Annotated in this window: 1 protein-coding gene; it reads left to right on the top strand. The window is 56.9% G+C overall.

The window, feature by feature from the left end; all coding sequences use genetic code 11:
• The first annotated feature begins 195 nt into the window (after positions 1–195).
• A complete protein-coding gene (locus SH528x_RS12655) occupies positions 196–24,252 on the top strand; it encodes a VCBS domain-containing protein (RefSeq protein ID WP_442510880.1) in 24,057 nt (8,018 codons plus the stop codon).
• Positions 24,253–24,879: the final 627 nt, after the last annotated feature.

The following is a 24,879-nucleotide window of genomic DNA, read 5'->3' as shown; positions in this document are numbered from 1 at the left end:
ATCCCAAACAGCAGCCACCTCGTAATCGGTACCGGCAACGCAATCGTCATATTTTCAAACAGAAATGAGTGTGGATACCGAATAGACCGATGACTGCATTGGGGCATGAGTGGGTATTGCGTGAGCAGCTTGGGTGCCTCAGGACTATTCTCCCCATCGTCTAACGCAACTCATTGAGCAAACTGGCCCAATCTCATGCCTCGCGAATTTGATTTCTATCCGTTAGAAGACCGTATCCTTCTCAGTGGCGACGGTCTTGATGCAAGCGAGGGGTTAAGCGACGTCGATCTAGATCTAGCGGCTGCGTTATTGCAACAACTCGATGCCCCCGATGGCGAAGTTATCGATCCGACGACACTCAATGCGCCGCAGGCAAGTGAGATTGATGACACCAGCGGAACCGAGTCGACTCATACAATTATTGATGCACCCGCCTTCGATCCCGCCAGTCCGATTGAAGTTGTGTTTGTTGATTCGCGTGTCGAAGATGCTGACACCTTATTAGCGAATCTCCGCGATAGTGCGGAAGACCAAACGCAGTGGTTGATCATTCGACTCGACGCAGCCCGAGATGGCATCCAACAGATCAGCGAAACGATGGCGTCGCTCACTGGTGTGGACGCGATCCATTTACTCAGCCATGGCGATGGCGAGAGCATTCAATTGGGAGCGACTCGGCTTGATGTGCAAACGAGCCAAACCTATGTGAGCGATATCGCACGCTGGGGTCTATCGCTCGATGCCGATGCTGACATTTTGATTTACGGCTGTGATCTAGCGAGTACCGAGTCGGGTCGTGAACTGATCCAGCAGATCGCAGCGGTATGTGACTGTGATGTCGCGGCCAGTGACGACGCGACCGGCAGCGAATCGCTTGGCGGCGACTGGGACCTCGAATACAAGATAGGCGAAATCACCACAGAAGTTTTCGTTGGCGCCTATGGTCAAGAAAGCTGGCGTCACGTGCTTGCTACCACAACCATTGATATCCAACAGGGAGTGAATGGCTATACAGGGACTCACGACACAGAACTAAGGCAACAATCATCGGGTACAAATTATGGCAACAACACCACGATCGCCATCGATTTAGATAATTCCGGAGGCAGCACCGAATCTCAAGGAATGATCCGGTTCAACGACATCTTTGGTACCGGGGGTGGACAGATTCCCTATGGTGTGCAAATCGTCTCAGCAAGTTTGACGGTGCAAACCACAGGCAACACGTCGGGCACCATTAGTCTGTACAAGATGCTGACGAGCTGGGATGAGTCGACTGCCACATGGAATTCGCTCAGTTCAGGGTTATCGGCCAATGGTACCGAGATGGCATCGATTGCGGATGCATCTTTAACGAATCTGAGCTCTGGCGCCTCGACATTTACGAACCTCAAGTCAACCGTTCAAGCCTGGGCAAGCGGGGCCGCCAATTACGGATGGGGCATCCTCACCAATACATCGGACGGTTGGGACATGAGTTCGTCCGAGGGAACGACCACGCCCAAGTTAAGCGTTCAATACATTCAACCTGGTACGCAGGCATCGACCGCACACACCATCACCGTGACAACCGCAAACGACACGTGGGATGGAGACACAACATCCATCGACGCGTTGTTGGCTAACAAAGGGGCCGATGGATTGATTTCGTTGCGTGAAGCCATCATGGCTGCCAACAACACGCAGAACGACGGGGGTACTGCGGATCAAATCAACTTTGCGATCTCGGGTACCGGGGTGCATACCATCAACCTCGGCTCGTCACTAACAATCACCGATGCCGTAAACATTGACGCGACGACCGACGACAGCTTCGCGGCCAACGGCAATCGGCCTGCGATCATTCTGGATGGCAACAATAGCTTCACTGGTGACGGAGTGGTCCTGACAAGCTCGGCGGACGGAAGCACGATTCGTGGCTTCGGTATCCGTGACTTCAGTGGCGACGGGATTGAGATCCAGGCAGGGTCCGATGGCAATACGATTGTTGGAAACTACATTGGCAGATTGACGTCGACTGGCAGTGACGCTGGGGTAAGCGAGGCGAACACTGCCAACGGCATCTTGGTCTACGGTTCCAACACTATCATCGGAGGAACGTCCGCGGGCGACGGCAACGTCATCTCCGGAAATGCGGTCGACGGGATTCGAATCGATGGCACCGCCTCAGGAACGATCGTTCAAGGCAACTACATCGGCACCAACGGCACGGGAACGGCTGCGATTGGTAACGGCGACGATGGCGTCAGCGTGATGGTGAATACGTCCAACAACACAATCGGAGGCTCTACCGCGACGGCTCGCAATATCATCTCAGCCAATGGAGCAACGGCCATCTATATCGAAGGATCGGGCACGGTAGTGCAGGGGAATTACCTCGGCACCGACGTGACTGGCACACTGGACCTCGGTAACACCAAGGTCTCGACCGGCGAGGGCAGCATTCGCATTCTCAATGCAACCGGCGCGACGATCGGAGGTACCGATGCAGTGAATGAAGGGAACATTATCGCGTTCGGCGGTGGCGACGGCATCCTATTACAGGGAACCAGCACAGGCATTGCGATCCTCGGCAATTCGATTCACTCGCATGCAGGCTTGGGAATTGATTTGGGTGACAATGGTGTCACGACCAATGACGGTGATTTTTCCGACACCCCCGACCAAGACACGGGCGCGAACAACCTGCAGAACTTTCCCGTGCTCTCGTCGATCACCGCGGGCCCCACGCCTGCCGTGTTTGGTTCGCTCAAATCGACTCCCAGTCGCACGTTTCGCATCGAGTTTTTCGCTAGCACCAGCGCCGACGCCAGCGGCTATGGCGAAGGGAAGCGATTCATTGACTCGATCGAAGTTACAACCAATGCGACCGGCGACGCCGCCATTGGTCACTATCTGGACGGCTTAATCGCCACCGGTGAAAAGGTCTCGGCGACTGCGACCGATTTGACGACCAACGAAACGTCCGAATTCGCGGCCAACATTACCGCAACCAACAACGCGCCAGTTTTAAACAGTGGCAAAAGCCCCGTACTGACTGCGCAAAGTGAAGATGGCGGTCCGCCTTCCGGAACCGTCGGATCATTGATCTCGTCGCTGGTCGATTTTGCGTCTCCGTCGGGTCAAGTTGACAACGTCACCGATTCCAACTTTGGTGCCGCACTGGGGATCGCGATCACGGCGGCCAACACCACCAACGGCAGCTGGTACTACAGCACCGATGGGGGCAGCAGTTGGAACGCGTTGGGCGCCGTCAGTGACACAAACGCACGACTGCTAGCCGCCGATGCCAATACCCGGCTCTATTTCCAACCCAGCGCCAACTACAACGGCACGATCGCCGACGCCATCACCTTTCGGGCGTGGGATCAAACCAACGGTAACAACGGGGGCACATCGCCTATAACGCTGGTGTCCTACAATGTGATGGACACGTTTTCCAGCACGCTGTACAGCAACAACAATGGTTCGGAGTCGTGGAGTACGAACTGGGTCGAATCGGACAGTGCCGGAGGGGGTGCATCGGATGGGCGTTTTCGTGTCTCCGGTGGCAAGCTCAGCATGCAGGTGGCAAATGCTAACGACAACATCTATCGCGAGGTCAACCTCTCTGGTGCATTGAATGCGACGTTCTCCTTTTCATACACCAGTGGACTGGGAGCAACTGCGACAGTACACGCTCAAGTATCCAATGATGGAGGAGCAACCTACTCCACTTTGGCTGGAGGGGTGTTTAATTCCAGCACCAATACAGGCAGCGGTACGAAGAGCTTCGATATCAGTTCCGAGATGGCAGTCAATACGAGAGTTCGCTTCTTCATTGTCTCAGGAGAAACAGGCGCAGGCAACAATTCGTTTTCGGTAGACAACGTCCAAGTCACCTATGATCGGCCCGGCGGTGGCACTACCGCCTTTTCGCTCGCCACCGACACCGCCAACTTGACGATCAACGCAGTCAACGATGCGCCGGTGTCCAGCGGTGGAACGCCTTCGTCGATTAACGTTGGCGAAGACAGCACGAACTCGACCGCCGTCTCACTGGGAATGAGTGGGCTGAGCTACGGTCCCGGCGGCGGCAGCGACGAGTCGGGTCAGACGCTGACCTACACGATCACCAACATTCCGTCGCACATCACGCTGTGGCGTGCCGATGGCACGACTCAGGTCAACAACAACGCGACGCTGACGCTGTCCGAACTGCAAGGTTTGAAGTACAAAACCGTTGCGGACGCCTACGGCAGCGGCAACTTGACCTGGACCGTGCAAGACAGCGGCGGCACCGCAAACGGCGGCGTCGATACGTTGACACAATCGCTCGCCATCACAGTCAATGCCGTCAACGACGCTCCAGTCGCAGTGGATGATTCGTATTCGGTAGACGAAGACACCACATTGGTGGTCGGTCCGGCCACCGGCAATCTGGTGAACCACTGGGAAATGAACGAGGGTGGTAGCAACCAGACCACTGCCGACTCGGGTTCACTCGGAAACGACGCTACCTTGGGAGCCGACGCCAGCGTCAACACCGACGACCCGACTTGGACGACCGGACATCTCGGCGCCGGTGCACTCTCGTTCGATGGCACGAGCGACTATGTCGCCACCTCCAGCACGGTCTTGAAAACTGCGACCAGCTTCACGCTGTCGACTTGGTTCCAGACGACCACGACGTCCGGGCAGCAGCATATTTTGTGGCAAGGATACAGCGGCGGCAACGGTTACGGTTCCGCTCCGGGTACCACCGCGGAATCCGAGATGGGGCTGACGATCGGAAACTACAACGAAGCCAATAAGATTGTGTTCTTCATGGGCTACGACGTGCCGGCCAACGGAGCCGACGCGATCATGATCGTTTCGTCCTCGGACTTCACCGACACGACTCAGTTTCATAATGTCGCCGTCATCGTGACCGATTTGGGCGGTGGAACCTATAGTGCGTCGCTGTATGTCGACGGAGTGCTAGAGGGGACGGACACAGGCACGCAAAACGACCGCTCTAATTGGGGTGCGCTACAAATCGGTAAACCGGGAGCGAACTCGCGTTATTTCAGCGGCCAAATCGATGACGTCCGCATCTACGACACTGCACTCTCCGAGGCCGAAGTACAAAACATCGCGCACTCCGGCGTGTTGCAGAACGATTCGGACATCGACAGCGCCACGCTGAGTGTTAACACTGGCGTGGTCACGGGGCCAAGCAACGGAACCCTCAGCATCAACGCCGATGGATCGTTCAGCTACACGCCCGATACCAATTTCAGCGGCACGGATACGTTTACTTACAAGACGACCGATGGCACTCTGGATTCCAATGTCGCCACCGTAACGATTACGGTCAATTCGCTCAATGATGCGCCCGTGACCACCGCGTCCGGGGGCACCACTGCTTATACCGAAGATGCAAACTCGACCGTGATTGATTCGGCACTGACTATCACGGACGCGGATCTCGGGGATTTCGACGGGGGCTCGTTGAGCGTCACCATCTCGGCGAACGGTTCAGCGAATGATCGCTTGACGATTGTTCCAGGCGGCAACATCACGATGGTGGGGAACAACGTTTACCACAGTGCTGTGTTGGTCGGCAGCGTCAGCGGCGGCATCGGAACATCGCCTTTGCTGATTTCGTTTAACGCCAACAGCACGCCAGGAATCGCGCAAGAGGTAGGGCGACAAGTCGGCTATTTCAATGTCTCGGATAATCCAACAACCACCGCGCGGACGATCGACTTTGTCGTGGCCGATGGCGACGGTGGCACCAGCAACACGTCACAAAAGCTCGTCTCGGTTGCTGCGGTCGCGGACTCGCCGATCGCAGTGGACGACCATCACGGGCTTTCATTCGATGGCGTCGATGATTACGTCAGCTTGGGAAGTGATACGGATCTCGTCTTCACCAACACGATGACGATGGAAGTGTGGGCTCGTCCGACGGCGTATCCTGCCCTGTCCAACGTCATATTGAACAAGGAAGGTGAATATGAAATCGGGATCACTTCGACCGGCAGCTTAATGTGGGCCTTCGCCAACACCACTCCGGGCTGGAGCTGGCATGACACTGGCTATGTCTTGCAATTGAACGAGTGGGCGCACATCTCAGTCACTTATGATAATGGGACAATCAATACCTACGTCAACGGCCATGTTGTCGAGACCTACAATGGTTCGGGTGACATTGGTGATGCACATCCGACCAAGAATGACCTACGCGTAGGCAGTCGTGAGAACGGACCTGCGGGGCAATACTTCGCTGGTGAAATTGACGACGTGCGTCTTTGGAGCACGGTGCGCACGCAAACGGAAATCCAGAATAATCTTGATACGACCCTAACCGGCGGCGAAACAGGACTGGCGGGCTACTGGAATTTCAATGAAGGTGCGGGGGTCGACGCCAACGACTTGACTGGCAATTCGCTCAAAGGCACGCTGATCGGCGGCCCTACTTGGACCGGCTACACAACCGACCAAGACACGCAAATCAACATTAGCGCCGCCAGTGGCTTTGTTCGCAACGACATCGACGGTGACGGCGACACGCTGACCGTCGCCCAGGTCAACGGCAGTGGTGCGAATATAGGTACAATCTTCACGCTTTCGTCCGGTGCAAACTTGACGGTTGGATCGCTGGGGGCGTTCATCTATAACCCCAACGGCGCTTTTGACTATCTGGCATCTGGAGAAACAGCGACAGATACATTCACTTACCAAGTTAGCGATGGCAACGGAGGCACTGACACCGCGACTGTAACAATCACGGTCAACGGCATCGACGACGCTCCGACGATTGTAGCGGTCTCGGACGTGGACGATTCCGGCAATCAAGTGATCGATTTCGAAGGCGTTGACGATACGATCACGTTATCGGGATTGCCAGTCAACACCGCGTCGGGAACCGATGTGACGGTCGAGTTCTGGATGAACTGGGACGGCGTCGATAACGTGATGCCGTTTGGATTCGGGAACTACGACCTGTGGCTCAATGGTGGCAACTTTGGATTCAATACTGCCAACGGTGATCTTTATGGAATGAGTAGTGCTGGATTAGCGACAGGTTGGCACCACGTATCGGCCGTTTTCCGCAACGGCGACGTTACTGGCAGTCGCTTAATCATTGATGGTGTCGAACAAACGCTCTCTCAGCTTTTAGGCACGCCGAGCAATGGGAACGCGGTCGCGACCTCCACCGCCCTGATTTCGGGCTGGGGGAACAACGTTGCCTACAAGTTTGATGGCCAGATTGACCAGGTTCGTATTTGGAACGGCGGGCGAAGCGAGACCGCGGTTCGTGCGGACATGTTCAATGAATTATCGGGGCCCCAGACGGGACTGGTCGCTTCGTACTCGTTTACCGGAGCCACCACGGGTGCGGGCGGTGTGATCGATGACAGCGGCAATGGTCACCACGGAACGATGGGCGGGATGACTGCGGCGAACGTAATCAACGGCAGCGGATTTTCGAATCTTGGCGATCAAACGGTCAACGAAGACGATCTTGTTACTTTACAGGTCTCGGCGTTTGATCCTGAAAACAGTGCGTTGACTTACACGTGGACTCAAACCTCTGGTCCCGCCGTCACGCTGAGCGACGCGAATGCTGAAAAGCCGACTTTCACCGCTCTGGAACAAGTGGGTGATTACCAAGTCGTTTTCACCGTGGACGCTTCCGATGGAACGAACACCACAACCGAAACGGTGACGATCACCGTCAACGCCGTCAATGACGATCCGACCAACCCAGGCGGATTGCCAACTGATATCGCGGTCACCGAAGACGTCAGCAGCAACGTCGATCTGTCGCAGATGAACTTCAGTGATGTCGATCATAATGGCGGTAATCTGACGGTGACTTTAACCACGTCAACGGGTGGAAACTTAACGGCGACAACCGGCGGCGGAGTGACGGTACTCGGCAGTGGCAGCGGTACGCTGACATTGACGGGGACCCTGGCAAATCTGAACGCCTACATTGATACCGCCAGCAACATCAAGTACCTGCACACAACCGCGAATTTAAGCGGCGACAACGTCGACACGATCGTGGTCAAAGTTAACGACAACGGCAATTCCGGCAGCGGAGGTGGTACGGATATCAATCTGGGTACGGTCAACGTCGATATTACGGCAGTCAATGACGCTCCGGAACTCGATAACTCGGGCACGATGACGCTGCCAACAATTACCAAGATACAAACAAACAACGGAGGGGCCGAGGTATCGACGATCCTCATCAGTGCGGGTGGCGATCGAATCACTGACGCCGATAGCGGAGCCGCGGAAGGGATCGCGATTACGACACTTGCCAGCGGAAACGGTACCTGGCAATATTCGATTAATGGTGGAGCCACTTGGACAACGATTGGCACCGTGTCGAACACGTCGGCACTGTTGCTGAGGTCTAACGATTACGTGCGGTTTGTTCCTAATGGTACAACTGGCACAACAGCCAGCTTTGATTTCCATGCCTGGGATCAAACCAGCGGTACGGCCGGCACAAAAGTCAATGCATCGACGGGTGGAGACGAAACGGCCTTCAGCACTGCGAGCGAGACAGCTAGTATCACGGTCTCGAATGTCAATGCGGCCCCCGTCTTGGATAACAGCAAAACTCCTGTATTGACCGCGACCAACGAAGACGCGGGCGCACCATCGGGAATCGTAGGCTCGCTGGTTTCGTCGCTGGTTGACTTCGCCAGTCCATCAGGACAAGTCGACAACGTCACCGATGCCGACAGCGGTGCTGGTTTGGGCGTCGCTATTACAGCGGCCGACACGACTAATGGCACCTGGTTCTACTCCATCGATAATGGAACCACATGGAATGCACTCGGAGCGGTAAGCGATGCCAATGCGAGGTTGCTTGCGGCGGACGCCAGCACACGACTCTATTTCCAGCCTAATGCGGACTATTTTGGCACCCTTGCCAACGCAATCACTTTCCATGCCTGGGATCAGACCAACGGCGTTAATGGCGGGTTGGCCGCGGTTACTGCAGTGAACACGCTTTTGGATACGTTTAGTAGCGAATCCTATTCGAACAACAACGGCACGGAATTATGGGCAAGCAACTGGATCGAAGACGGTGAAAGCAACGGCCCCACCAGCGGAAGCATCAAAGTACAGGGCACTGAATTACAACTGAACGGATCGGCTGCAAACAACTCACTTTATCGAGAAGCAGATCTAAGCGCAGCGCAGTCGGCCACGTTGACTTTCGCATACGACAACACCTTCGGCTCGTCAAAACAAGTCGCCGTCCAAATTTCTAACAATGGTGGAGGCAGCTACACAACGCTGACAACTTTTGATAGTTCCACCAACACCGGAACCGGCACAAAATCCTACGACATTAGCGCCTATATGGCGTCAAACACACGCATTCGAATCATCGTCACATCATCGGGATCGGGCCAGACGACAATGCGGTTCGACGATGTTCAGATCCAATACAGCAGTGCAGGAGGCGGCACGTCCGCCTTTTCCGCCGACTCTGATACGGCGAGTCTGACGATCAATCCCGTCGCGGACACTCCTTCGGTGACGAACGCAACCACCGATGAAGACACCCAATCCAGCAGTGGATTGGTGATCACGCGAAATGCGGCTGATGGTGCGGAGGTGACCTATTACAAGATCACCGGAATCACCAGCGGCACGCTGTACAAGAACGACGGCGTGACACAGATCACCAACGGTTCGTTCATTACTGTGGCCGAAGGCACGGCCGGGCTGAAGTTCACTCCTGACGCCGATTTCAACGGCACTGGCAACTTTACGATCCAGTCGTCGACATCCAACAATGACACCGGACTTGGTGGCAGCACGACGGTTGCCAATGTGACCGTCGACCCCGTCAATGATGCCCCTGTCGTTGATTTGAATGGAAGCGATGGGGCTGGCAACAATTATTCCATTAGCGTCAATGAAGGCGATCCACTGATCGGTGTCACTGACAGTGATGCAACGATTAGCGACATTGATAACTCGACTTACAATTCGCTGACGATTACGTTGTCAGGCGCTTCCAATGGAACCGAGGAACGCATTCGATTTGGTGGGATCGAGTTCAAGGCGACCGAAATAAAGAACAAACTTGTCACGGTGGGATCCACCACATTCAGCATCGATTCGGACGCTTCGGGTTTTATAGTGACCCGGAATGGTGGCGGCACCATGGCTGCGGCGGATCTTCAGAATTTGATTCGATCAATTCAATACGAGAATCAAGACAACAATGTCGTTGCTGGCACTCGCAGTTTCGATTTTGTCCTGCAGGACGCAAACGGACTTGATTCAGCATTAGCGAGTAGTTCGATCGCCGTGGGTGCCGTCAATGACGCCCCCGTGGTCAATGCACCCGGCAGTGCTCTAGCGGCGACCGAGCAAGTCGGATTGGCGATTGAAGGAACGGGGTTCACCGTCACTGATGTCGATGCGGCCAGCGGTACAATGACTGCGACGATCAATGTCGGCGAAGGGGCGATCACGGTTGCGGCCGGCGACTCGGGCGTTTCGATCAGCAGTGGCAATGGTACTGGGACCGTCACGATCACCGGCACACTTAGCCAGCTTGATAACTTGCTGACCGGTATCAGCACCGGCACGATCACGTATTTAAACAGCAGCGACACCCCGAGTGCATCGACCACGATCACGGTCACCGTCAACGATGGCGGCAACACCGGTGCCGATCCCGGACTGACCGCGGACGGGAGCAGCGAAGAAGGTTCGGCGAATCAGACGATCAACATCACCGCCACCAACGATGCACCGACAAACTCGGTACCTGGAACACAGACGGTCGCCGAAGAAACGGCCACCGCGATCAGCGGCGTGTCGATCAGCGATGTCGATGCAGCCAGCAGCAATTTGACCACGCGACTGCAGGTCACCGCTGGGGTCTTGAACATCACGCTGTCGGGCAGCGCCACGATCAGTGCCGGGACCAACGGCAGCGGTGATTTGACGATCCAAGGCACCGTGACGGATATCAATGCAACGTTGGCGTCGTTGTCTTACACTGGCAACGCAAATGTGGTCGGAACCGGGGCCGATACGTTATCCGTCACCACGAATGACGGAGGCAACACCGGTACCGGAGGCGCCCAACAAGACGTCGACACGGTTCAAATCGATATTACGCCCGTCAACGATACGCCGGTGGTCAATGGACCGGGCGGTGCTTTGTCAGCGACTGAACAAGTCGGATTGGCGATTCATGGTACTGGATTTACCGTCACCGATGTCGATGCGGCCAGCGGTACGATGACAGCCACGATCAATGTCGGCGAAGGAGCGATCACGGTTGCCGCAGGCGACTCAGGCGTTTCGATCAGCGGCGGCAATGGCAGCGGAACGGTCACGATCACCGGCACTCTTAGCCAGATTGATAACTTGCTGACCGGTATCAGCACAGGCACGATCACGTACTTAAACAGCAGTGACACCCCGAGTGCATCGACCACGATCACGGTCACTGTGAACGATGGTGGCAACACTGGTGCCGATCCGGGACTGACCGCGGACGGAAGCAGCGAAGAGGATTCGGCGAGTCAGACGATCAACATCACGGCGACCAACGACGACCCAACGAATCCCGGCGGATTGCCGAGCGATATCGCGATGACCGAAGACGTCAGCGGCAACGTCGATCTGTCGCAGATCAATTTGAATGATGTCGATCATGGCGGCGGCAATTTGACCGTCACATTGACCACTGCGACCGGCGGCAACTTGTCGGCCAGCAGTGGTGGCGGTGTCACGATCGGCGGCAGCGGGAGCGGAATCCTGACGCTGACCGGGACGCTCGCGGATCTAAACACCTACCTCGACACAGCCAGCAACATCCAATACTTGCACTCGACCGCGAACTTGAACGGGGACGACGCAGATACGATCACGGTCAAGGTCAACGACAATGGCAACACTGGGTCGGGGGGCGGCACCGATATCAATCTGGGTTCGGTAAACGTCGACATCACCGCGGTCAACGATGCACCAGAGCTCGATAACTCGGAAACATTCACGCTGACGGATATTACCGAAGACCAGACCAACAACTCCGGTAACACGGTCGCTTCGATCATTGCAAGTCTGTCGGGCAACCGGATCACCGATGTTGACACCAGCCCGAGCGAAGGGATCGCGATTCGTTCGATCAGTGGCGGCAATGGAATTTGGCAATATTCGCTCGATGGCTCGTCTTGGGTGGATGTCGGCACGGTCACCACGAGCACGTCGTTGCTGCTGCGATCGAGCGATTACTTGCGTTATGTCCCTGACGCGATGAATAGTGATACATCGTCGGTGTCATTCGTTGCTTGGGATCAAACCACGGGAACCGAAGGTACCAAGGTCAATACCACGACCACCGGCGGGTCAACCGCTTATAGCGACAATGTCGGTACCGCCCAGGTGACCGTGACAGCGGTTAACGATGCGCCGACGATCACCGATTCCGCGACCGTCAGTTTGCCAGGAACCAACGAAGACACCCCCTCCACCCCGACCGATGTTAGTTCGATCTTAGCGTCGGCCGGATGGGCTGACGTCGACACCGGCGCGGTTAAGGGAATCGCCGTCACTGCGGATAGCAGCAACGGCAATTGGCAATATTCGACCGATGGCAGCAATTGGACGTCGTTCAGTGGGATTACCAGCAGCAATGCGTTGCTGCTAAGTGCCTCGACACAAATTCGCTACCAGCCCGATTCGCTGAACGGCGAAACCGCAACCTTCGACTTTGTTGCTTGGGATACGACTACGGGATCCGCTTCGGCGTTTGGCTCACCATCGTATGCCGATCCAGGCGTTGGGGGCAGCACGACAGCCTATTCGAGTGAGTCTGCCACCGCGTCGACCGTGGTCACCGACGTCAACGATGCCGTGGTCGCGGTTGCGGATACCAACACCGCTACCGAAGCAGGCGGTGTTGCCAATGCAACGGCGGGCTCCAACCCGTCGGGCAACGTACTGAGCAACGATATCGAATATGACACCGGCGATACGCTTAATGTGACCGGCGTCGCGGCGGGCACGGTGGCTTCGGCCGCCGGCAATGTTGGCACCTCAGTGACGGGAACCTATGGCGACATCAGTATTGGTGCCAATGGTGCTTACACTTACACGGTCGACAACAACAATGCGATTGTCCAGGCACTGAGAACGTCCGGTCAGACGATCACCGACACCTTTACATACACGGTCCAGGACTCGGGCGGATCGTATTCGTCGACTCAGATTGTAATCACGATTGAGGGACAAAACGACGCTCCGGTTGCGGTCACCGACAACGTGGTTGCCGTCGAAGCGGGTGGTGATAGCAACGCCAGTGCTGGAACGAATCCGACCGGCAACGTTCTGACCAACGATACCGATGTCGACTCGGGCGATACGAAAACCGTCACGGGCGTCGTGGTCGGCACCGCCGGATCGGCCAGCGGCAATGTGGCTTCGGCGCTGGCGGGCAGCTACGGCAGCATCACGATCAATGCCAATGGCTCGTACACCTACAACGTCGACAATAGCAACGCGGCGGTTCAGGCACTGCGAACTTCGTCCGATACGCTGCAAGACGTGTTCACCTATACGATGCAGGATACCGACGGTGCGAGCTCGACCACGCAAGTCACCGTAACGATCCAGGGCCAGAATGACGATCCGATTGCGGTCGATGACAATGCGGTCGCAGTCGAAGCAGGCGGTACAAGCAACGGCACCGCAGGCACAAATCCAAGCGGCAATGTACTGAGCAATGATACCGACGTCGACGCAGGAGACACCAAGACGGTCGTCGGAGTCGCCGTTGGCTCCCAAAGTTCGGCGTCGGGATCGGTCGCCACAGGAGTCGCCGGATCGTACGGTTCGATTCAGATCGATGCCAATGGTGCGTACAGCTACACGGTCGACAACAACAATTCCGCAGTCCAGGCGCTGCGCACATCGGGACAATCGCTCTCGGAAGTCTTCACGTACACAATGCAGGACGCTAGCGGTGCGGACTCGACAGCTGAAATTACGGTCACGATCACGGGTGCCAATGATACACCGGATGCGGTGGCCAACGCCGCCACAGCAACCGAAGCCAGCGGGATATTGAACAATATTTCGGGCACCGATCCGTCGGGCAACGTGCTCACCAATGACACCGACGTCGACGCTGGCGACACCAAGACGGTGACCGGCGTGGCAACCGGCGTTCAAGGATCAACATCGGGCAACGTCGGTAGCACGGTGGTGGGTACCTACGGTTCGTTGGTGATCAATGCCAACGGGAGTTACACCTACACGCTGGACAATGACAACGCTGCGGTCGAAGCACTTAACGACGGCGATTCGCTCTCCGAAACGTTTTCTTACACGATGCAGGATACTGGCGGATTGGCGTCGACCACTCAGTTGGTCATCACCATTGATGGACGGACGGATCTACCGGTAGCCGAAGCTGACCATGCCACGTCCGAAGAAGCTGGCGGAGTCAACAACGCAACCCCTGGTTCGAATCCTTCGGGCAACGTACTCGATAATGACGCGTCCAATAACGGCAAGACGGTGACGGGCGTCGCTGCGGGTTCGACCGGTTCGGCCAGCGGTAATGTGGGCACGTCGGTGACGGGCAGCTACGGCACGGTCGTGATCAACACCGATGGTACTTATTCTTACACGCTAGACAATAGCAACCCCGCAGTCGAAGCGTTGCTGACCTCGGGCGATCACGTCACCGATATCTTCACGTACACGATGGAGGACGCGTTCATGAACGTTTCCTCTACGGAACTAACGATCACGGTCGATGGCCAGAATGACGCGCCGGTGACCTCCGACGACAGCTCCATCGCTGTCGAGGCGGGCGGCGTCGCCAACGGCACCGCAGGCAGTAACGCCACTGGCAACGTGCTCAGCAACGACACCGACGTCGACGCCGGCGATACAAAATCGGTGATCGGCGTCGAGCTCGGCACGGTTGGTTCCGCATCAGGGTCAGTCGGTGCGTCGGTTACGGGCAACTACGGCCAAATTGTGATCAACAGCGACGGCAGCTACACCTACACAATCGATCAGAATAACGCGGCGGTCCAGGCTTTGCGGACCGCGACCGATACGCTGCAAGAAGTTTACACCTACACGATGCACGACACCGCGGGGCTAGAATCCACGGCGCAAGTCACTGTTACCATCCAAGGAGCCAACGATGCTCCCGTTGCGGTCGTGGATACGGCCACTGCGTATGAAGCGGGCGGTGCGGGCAATGGTTCGGCGGGTGCCGATCCTAGCGGTAACGTACTGACCAATGATACCGACGTTGACAGCGGCGATACCAAAACCGTGGTGGGCGTGGCGGTAGGGGTGCAGGGCTCCGCGGCCGGATCGGTCGGTTCGATTGTCGCGGGTTCGTATGGCTCGATCACTCTGAATTCGGACGGTAGCTACACCTACAACGTTGACAATGACAATGCGGCGGTACAGAACCTGCGAACGAGTGGTGAAAGTCTCGAAGATGTTTTCACTTATACGTTTGAGGATACGGATGGACTGAGCTCCACCACCCAAATCACCGTCTCGGTTCGTGGTGCGAATGATAATCCCGACGTGGTTGCCGATACGGCGATCGCGGTCGAAGCAGGCGGGACTGCCAACGGCACCGCAGGGACGAATCCAACCGGCAATGTGCTCGCTAACGATAGCGATAGCGATGCAGGCGACAGCATCGTCGTCAGCGGTGTGACCGCAGGCACCGCCGGATCGGCATCAGGATCGGTCGGTTCAAGTGTCGCCGGTTTGTTCGGTTCGATCAACATCGCTTCGAACGGCAACTACAGCTACACCGTCGACAACAGCAACACGCTCGTCCAAGACCTGCTCAACAGCGGCGACACGCTAACCGACATTTTCACCTACACGGTCGAAGATCTCTCTGGCGCGACGTCGACCACGCAGGTCACGATCACGATCCAAGGAGCCAACGACGCTCCGGTTGCCACGGTCGACAGCGCTCATGCGTACGAAGCGGGAGGCGTCGCCAATGGCACGGCGGGTACCGATCCCTCGGGTAACGTGCTGAGCAACGATGACCAAGTCGACTCGGGCGATACTTGGTCGATCACGGGGGCTGCTCAAGGAGTCGTGGGATCGACCAGCGGTTCGGTTGGTTCGTCAATCAACGGAAACTTTGGTGCGATCACAATCAACTCGGACGGTAGTTACACCTACAACATCGATAATGACAACGCGACGGTTCAGGCACTGCGAACCGCCAGCGATACGATCACCGATGTATTTTCCTACACGGTTTCGGACGCAGCGGGACTGAATTCAACCGCTCAGATCACGATCACGCTGCATGGTGCGAACGATGATCCCGTTGCCGTCGTTGACACTCCCATTGCGGTTTCGGCCGGTGGCTATTCAGGCGGTACCGCGGGGACCGATCCGACCGGCAATGTTTTGACCAACGATACCGATGTCGACTCGGGCGATACCAAAACCGTCGACGGCGTGGCTGCCGGAGTGCAAGCATCCGCGAGCGGTTCGGTGGGATCCGCCGTCACAGGCAGTTACGGCTCGATCTCGATCGCAGCGAATGGCGTCTACACCTACACGGTCGATAACAACAACGCCACCGTGCAAGCACTGCGAACCAGCAGTGATACGCTCACCGACGTGTTCACTTACACGATGATCGACGCCAGCGGATCTGCGTCGACAACGCAGGTTTCGGTCACCATCCAAGGGGCGAACGACGCACCGATCGGGGTCGATGACACCGCTACAGCAGTCGAAGCAGGCGGTGTCGGCAATGCTGCGGCGGGCACCAATCCGACCGGCAATGTGCTCACCAACGATACCGACTTGGACTCGGGCGACACAAAGTCGGTCAGCGGAGTCGCGGCCGGTTCACAAGTCAGTGCGTCGGGATCGGTTGCTACTGGAGTGTCGGGATCGTTTGGCCAGATCACCATTAATTCCGACGGATCGTACAGCTACGTCGTCGACAATAACAACGCAACCGTTCAGGCCCTGCGAACCTCGGGCAACACGTTGACCGACGTGTTTACTTACACGATGGTAGACACAGCGGGACTCGACAGCACAGCTGAAATCACGGTCACCATCCAAGGCAGCAACGACAACCCCGTAGCGACCGCCGACACTCCGACCGCGGTCGAAGCAGGCGGACTGGCCAACGGCACTGCGGGCACCGATCCGACTGGCAATGTGCTCAGCAATGATACTGATGTGGACGCGGGAGACACAAAAAACGTGGCAGGCGTTGCTGCGGGCGTCCAAGCGTCGGCATCCGGCAGCGTCGGATCTGCGGTGACGGGATCTTATGGTTCCGTGACAATCAATTCGGATGGCTCGTATACATACGCCGTTGACAATAGCAATGCCGCCGTCCAGGCCCTACGAACCGCCAGCGACACGCTACAAGACGTGTTCACCTACACCGTGGTGGATGCCTCCGGCGCCGATGCAACCACGCAGGTGACGATCACGATCCAGGGCCAAAACGATACACCAACCGCCGTGGTCGATAACGCGGTCGCGGTCGAAGCAGGCGGCACTGCCAATGGAACTGCAGGCACCGATCCGACTGGCAACGTTCTAACGAACGACACCGATGTCGACTCGGCGGGTAACGGCGAAACCAAAACGGTCAGTGGCGTTGCCGCTGGCGTCGCGGGATCCGCTTCGGGATCGGTGGCGTCTTCGGTTGCAGGTTCGTACGGGGCGATCACGATCAACAGTGACGGATCGTACAGCTACGTTGTTGATAATAATAACGCGACCGTGCAGGCACTTCGCAATAGCGGCCAAACGCTGGACGATGTGTTCACCTACACGATGACCGATACGGCCGGGGCGACCTCGACCACTCAGATCACCGTCACGATTCAAGGCCAGAACGACGCGCCGACCGCGGTCGCGGATAATCCAATTGCGGTTGAAGCGGGCGGTTTGGCTAACGGCACCGCAGGCTCGGATCCCACCGGCAACGTACTAACGAACGATCTCGATCCTGATTCTGCTGCCAACGGCGAAACGAAAACGGTCACAGGAGTCGCCGTCGGCGTTGTTGGGTCGGCATCGGGTTCCGTCGCTGCCTCGGTGACCGGGTCGTACGGTGCGATCACGATCAACTCAGACGGCTCGTACGCCTACGCAGTCGACAATTCGAATGTTGACGTGCAAGCACTTCGAAACAGCGGCCAAACGCTTGACGACGTGTTTACTTATACGATGACCGACGCCGACGGAGTGGCCTCAACCACACAGGTCACCGTCACCATTCAAGGCCAAAACGACACGCCGACAGCCGTGGTCGATAACGCGGTTGCTGTCGAAGCAGGCGGCACGGCCAATGGAACCCCAGGCACAAATCCAACAGGCAACGTTTTGACGAACGATACCGATGTCGACTCGGCGGGTAACGGCGAAACAAAAACTGTCAGTGGCGTCGCCGCTGGGGTAACGGGATCGGCTTCGGGATCGGTCGCGTCTTCGGTTGCCGGATCTTATGGTGCGATCACGATCAACAGCGATGGATCGTACAGCTACGTTGTTGACAACAATAACGCCACTGTCCAGGCACTTCGCAATAGCGGTGACACACTGGACGACGTCTTTACCTACACGATGAGCGATACGGCCGGGGCGACCTCGACCACGCAGATCACCGTCACGATACAAGGCCAGAACGACGCGCCAACCGCCGTAGCAGACAACCCGATCGCAGTTGAATCAGGCGGACTGGCCAATGGCACTGCGGGCACGGATCCAACGGGCAACGTGTTGACGAATGACCTCGACCCTGATTCCGCTGGCAACGGCGAAACGAAAATGGTCACAGGGGTCGCCGTGGGCGTTACCGGGTCGGCATCGGGTTCGGTTGCCACTTCGGTGACCGGGTCGTACGGTGCGATCACGATCAACTCGGACGGCTCATACGCTTACGTGGTCGACAATTCGAATGTCGACGTGCAAGCACTTCGCAATAGCGGCCAAACGCTTGACGACGTGTTTACTTATACGATGACCGACGCGGACGGGGTTGCCTCGACCACGCAAGTCACCGTCACGATCCAAGGCCAGAACGATACGCCGACGGCGGTCGTTGATAACGCGATTGCGGTTGAAGCAGGCGGCACTGCAAATGGAACGGCTGGCACAAATCCAACCGGCAACGTGCTAACGAATGACACCGATGTCGACTCGGTTGGCAATGGCGAAACCAAATCAGTCAGTGGCGTTGCTGCCGGGGTGTCTGGATCGGCATCCGGTTCGGTCGCGTCGTCAGTTGCCGGTTCCTACGGTGCGATCACGATCAACAGCGATGGATCGTACAGCTACGTCGTCGATAACAATAACGCAACCGTCCAAGCACTTCGAAACAGCGGTCAAACGCTGGAGGACGTGTTCACGTACACGATGACCGATACGGCCGGGGCAACCTCGACCACGCAAATCACGGTCACAATTCAAGGCCAGAACGACGCGCCAACCGCGGTGGCAGACAACCCGATCGCGGTCGAAGCGGGCGGACTGGCTAATGGTACCGCAGGCACGGATCCGACGGGAAATGTATTAACCAACGACCTCGATCCTGATTCCGCTGTCAACGGCGAAACGAAAACGGTCACGGGAGTCGCCGTCGGCGTTGTTGGGTCGGCATCGGGTTCGGTTGCCACTTCGGTGACGGGTTCGTACGGTGCGATCACGATCAACTCGGACGGCTCGTATGCTTACTTGGTCGACAATTCGAATGTCGACGTGCAAGCCCTTCGCAATAGCGGCCAAACGCTTGACGATGTGTTTACTTATACCATGACCGACACGGACGGGGTTACCTCGACAACGCAAGTCACCGTCACGATCCAAGGCCAGAACGATACGCCGACAGCCGTCGTGGATAACGCGGTAGCGGTCGAAGCGGGCGGACTCGCCAATGGAACCGCTGGCACAAATCCGACCGGCAATGTTTTAACCAACGACACCGATGTCGACTCGATTGGTAACGGCGAAACCAAATCGGTCAGTGGTGTTGCTGCGGGTGTAACGGGATCGGCATCAGGTTCAGTGGCCTCATCGGTTGCCGGTTCGTACGGTGCGATCACGATCAACAGTGACGGATCATACAGTTACATCGTCGACAATAACAACGCCACCGTCCAAGCACTCCGCAACAGCGGCGATACGCTGGACGATGTGTTTACCTACACGATGACCGATACGGCCGGGGCAACCTCGACCACTCAGATCACCGTCACAATCCAAGGCCAAAACGACACTCCGACGGCCGTCGTGGACAATCCGATCGCGGTCGAATCAGGCGGCCTGGCCAACGGCATCGCAGGCACGGATCCGACGGGCAACGTGTTGACGAACGACCTCGATCCTGATTCGGATGCCAATGGCGAAACAATGACCGTCACTGGGGTTGCGGTTGGCGTTACTGGAACCGCATCGGGTTCCGTTGCGACTTCGCTAACCGGTTCGTACGGTGCGATCACGATCAATTCGGATGGCTCGTATGCTTACGCGGTCGACAATTCGAATATCGACGTGCAAGCACTTCGCAACAGCGGCCAGACGCTTGACGATGTATTTACTTACACGATCACCGACACGGATGGGGTCACCTCGACCACGCAAGTCACCGTCACCATACAAGGTCAAAACGACACGCCTACCGCCGTGGTCGATAATGCGGTCGCGGTTGAAGCAGGGGGGCTGGCTAACGGCACCTCGGGTACAAACCCGACCGGAAATGTTTTAACGAACGACACCGATGTCGACTCGGTTGGCAATGGTGAAACCAAATCGGTCAGCGGCGTTGCTGCTGGGGTGACCGGATCCGCCTCGGGATCGGTAGCCTCGTCAGTTACCGGTTCGTACGGTGCGATCACGATCAACAGTGATGGATCGTACAGCTACGTTGTTGATAACAATAATGCGACCGTCCAAGCACTTCGCAACAGCGGGCAAACGCTCGACGACGTCTTTACTTACACAATGACCGATACTGCGGGTGCGACTTCAACCACGCAGATCACGGTCACGATCCAAGGCCAGAATGATACGCCGACGGCCGTCGTGGATAACGTCATTGCGGTGGAGTCGGGCGGACTGGCCAACGGAACCTCGGGCACTGATCCGACGGGTAACGTATTGACGAACGACACCGATGTTGACTCGGTCGGAAACGGCGAAACCAAGACGGTCAGTGGCGTTGCTGCGGGTGTGACAGGATCGGCATCGGGTTTGGTGGCGTCTTCGGTCGCAGGTTCCTACGGTGCGATCACGATCAATGCCGACGGATCGTATTCCTACGTCGTCGACAATAGTAACGCCACCGTACAGGCACTCCGCAATAGCGGGCAAACGCTCGACGACGTGTTTACCTACACGATGACCGACACTGCGGGCGCGACCTCCACCACGCAAATCACCGTCACGATCCAAGGCCAAAACGACACGCCAACGGCAGTCGTTGATACTGCGGTCGCGGTCGAAGCGGGTGGGCTGGCAAACGGGACTGCAGGTACAAATCCAACCGGCAATGTATTGACCAACGACACCGATGTTGACTCGGTTGGCAACGGCGAAACCAAAACAGTCAGCGGCGTTGCCGCTGGGGTCGCGGGATCCGCTTCGGGATCGGTGGCATCGTCAGTCGCCGGTTCTTATGGTGCGATCACGATCAACAGTGACGGATCGTACAGCTACATCGTTGACAACAATAACGCGACGGTTCAGGCACTTCGCAATAGTGGCGACACGTTGGACGATGTGTTTACGTACACAATGACCGACGCTGCGGGTGCAACTTCGACCACGCAGATCACAGTCACGATCCAAGGCCAAAACGACACGCCGACGGCCATGGTGGATAACGCCATTGCGGTGGAGTCAGGCGGATTGGCCAACGGCACCGCGGGTACGGACCCGACGGGCAACGTGCTCACGAACGACACCGACGTCGACTCGATCGGAAACGGCGAAACCAAAACCGTCAGTGGCGTGGCTGCTGGCGTGACGGGATCGGCATCCGGGTCGGTGGCGTCTTCGGTCGCGGGTTCCTACGGTGCGATCACGATCAGTAGTGACGGATCGTACAGCTACGCCGTCGATAACAACAACGCGGCAGTTGAGGCACTACGAAACAGTGGCGATACGCTGGACGATGTGTTTACCTACACAATGACCGACGCTGCGGGCACGACCTCGACCACTCAGATCACCGTGACGATTCAAGGTCAAAACGACACTCCGATTGCGAACACGGACACTGCCACTGCGGTGGAAGCCGGCGGCGTGGCCAATGGAACCGCGGGAGTCGATCCGACCGGCAATGTGCTCACGAACGACACCGATACTGATTCCGTGGGCAACGGCGAAACCAAGACGGTCAGCGGTGTGGTTGCGGGAACGGCGGCCAGTGCTACGGGTTCGGTCGGGACAAACGTCTCAGGTTCTTACGGTGCGATCACGATCAACTCGGATGGTTCGTACAGTTACGTTGTCGACAACAGCAACGCGGCGGTGGAAGCATTGCGAACCGCCTCGGACACGCTGACAGACGTATTTACTTACACGATGGTCGATGCGTCGGGAGCCGAGTCCACGGAGCAAGTGACCATCACGATCCAGGGCCAAAACGACGCGCCACATGATTTAACCGCGACGGGGATGACGATCGACGAAGGTCTCGCCAACGGACAAATCGTGGGGACAATTTCGACCGACGACATCGACACCAGCGACACGACGTTGTATTCGTTGACCGATACGGCAGGCGGCCGATTCAATATCGATGCATCGGGCAACATTCGCGTTGCTGATTCGAGTCAACTCGATTACGAAGCCGCTACACAACACGACATCACGGTGCGTGTGCAAGACGACGCCGGGGCCACATACGACGAAACGTTTACCGTCTACCTAAACGACGTGAATGAATTCAACGTTTCCGCGGCTACCGATACCGATGGCAATCCGAACCAAGTCAACGAAAACGCGGCGTTTGGAACGACCGTGGGTATTACGGCATTGGCGGTCGACACCGATGGTTCAACCAACAGCGTGACCTACTCGTTATCTGACGACTCCGGAGGTCGATTTGCGATCGATTCGGCCAGCGGAATTGTAACGGTTTCTGGATCCGTGGATTACGAAACTGCCACCAATCACACGATTACGGTTCGAGCTGACTCGAGTGATGGTTCGTTCAGCTTCGCGAATTTCTCGATCGCAGTGATCGATGTCAACGAAGCTCCCGTGGCAATCGGCGACAATTACTCGATCAACGCCGGAGAAACACTCACGCTGGCGACGCCGGGTGTGTTGATCAACGACAGCGATGTTGATGGCGACCCGCTGCAGTTGCGACTGGTATCGGGACCTAGCCACGGAGTGCTCAGCACCTCGGCCAACGGAAGTCTGGTTTATACACCTAGCGGTGCTTACTTTGGCAGCGATACGTTTACGTACCTCGCCAGCGACGGCAGTTTGGATAGTAACGTCGTGACCGTCACGATCACGGTGATTGCCGGTGGCGGTGGTAGTGGCAGCGGAGGATCAGGCGGAAGTGGATCCGGTGATGGTGGATCCGGTGACGGTGGATCCGGCGATACCAGCGGCGATACGAGCGGCAGCGGAGGCACGTCCGGGGATGACTCTGGCGACGGAGACAGTAGCGATGGCGGATCGACGACGGGTGCGGTCCCCTTGGTTCCTGCAAACGTCACTCCGAATCAAAACGACGATTCATCCAACGAGAAAGAACAATCCAAACAGGCCACCTCTACGGTCAGTCGCGATTCGACAATCCAGATGGCGGACAGCAATCAAGAAAATTTGGATCACGGCTTTGAAAGACAAGGTTTTTCGTGGGGCGGTTCCTCGCACATGCACATGAGACGGGGCAACATGCAGATGTCTCAGATGCTTGATCAACTGTTGGTCGTCGATTTGGTTCAGGCGATCCAGTGGACCGAGTGGAACAATCAGGGCACAGCGATGGCCGAGGACTCGACCTTTTTCGGAGTCGGCGAGATCGGCGGACTCGGAGTCGGTGCCGGACTTGCTTCGGTCGGTTACGTGTTGTGGGCGCTTCGGGGCGGTGTTCTGCTGACGACCATCTTCGGCAGCATGCCTGCGTGGCGGATGATCGACCCGTCGGCACTGCTCACGGTCTATCGTGACGCCGAGGGCGTTCGCAAAACCAAAGCGGATGTGACGACGTTCCTGGATTAGGTCATTTCGAGAAATGACGTAGGTCAAAAAAGTAGCGACGTTCGCCAGAACGTGGTCCACCGCGTACGCGACGGTAGCTAAGCAGATAGACAGGAATCATTGGGTGAATTCCCGTTAGCCGTTTGGGCCAACGCTGTGAAGCATTTTCTCGTAGCTACCTTCGCCAGAAGGTGGTGATTCGTATTGGCCGGCAACCATCCACGCTTGTTGATTTAGTGAGCCGTGACGCGTGAGCGGCCGGGTTCCACGCATTACCCGGTGCCTTACGGCCCACGGCTCACCAATGCGATTCGTATTTCGATTAAATCAACGGCCCGCTAGTGCCAAAACGGCCGATTCGCTGCCCCCCACCCAGCTGCTTACAACAGCGTTGAGAACAATCTGCGCGACCCGGCTTCCTTCAGTTACACCGATCACAACGGTCGTCGCGAAAATCTTATCCCATCCAGATCGTCGGAATAATCCGCAGCGTCGCCTCAATCCGGTTTCTTTATCTGATTGTAGAAGTCGAGGCTCATGAGGGCGAATATAGATACTAGACCTCTGCATGCCCCACCAAAATGGGAGATTCGTTTCGCACCACGCGAAGGAGTTACGACGAGGCGCTGCGTCAGCTTGTCCGACGAA

The organism is Novipirellula methanifontis (assembly GCF_052161655.1).
In the GTDB taxonomy this organism is placed as follows: Bacteria; Planctomycetota; Planctomycetia; order Pirellulales; family Pirellulaceae; genus Novipirellula.
Note: the sequence above shows the minus strand (reverse complement) of the source record. Positions and strands in the feature narration are given on the sequence as shown.

What these genes read in the sequence shown, in the direction of transcription:
- SH528x_RS12655 (WP_442510880.1), top strand. Translation starts at nt 196, where the DNA reads ATGCCTCGCGAATTTGATTTCTATCCGTTAGAAGACCGTATCCTTCTC.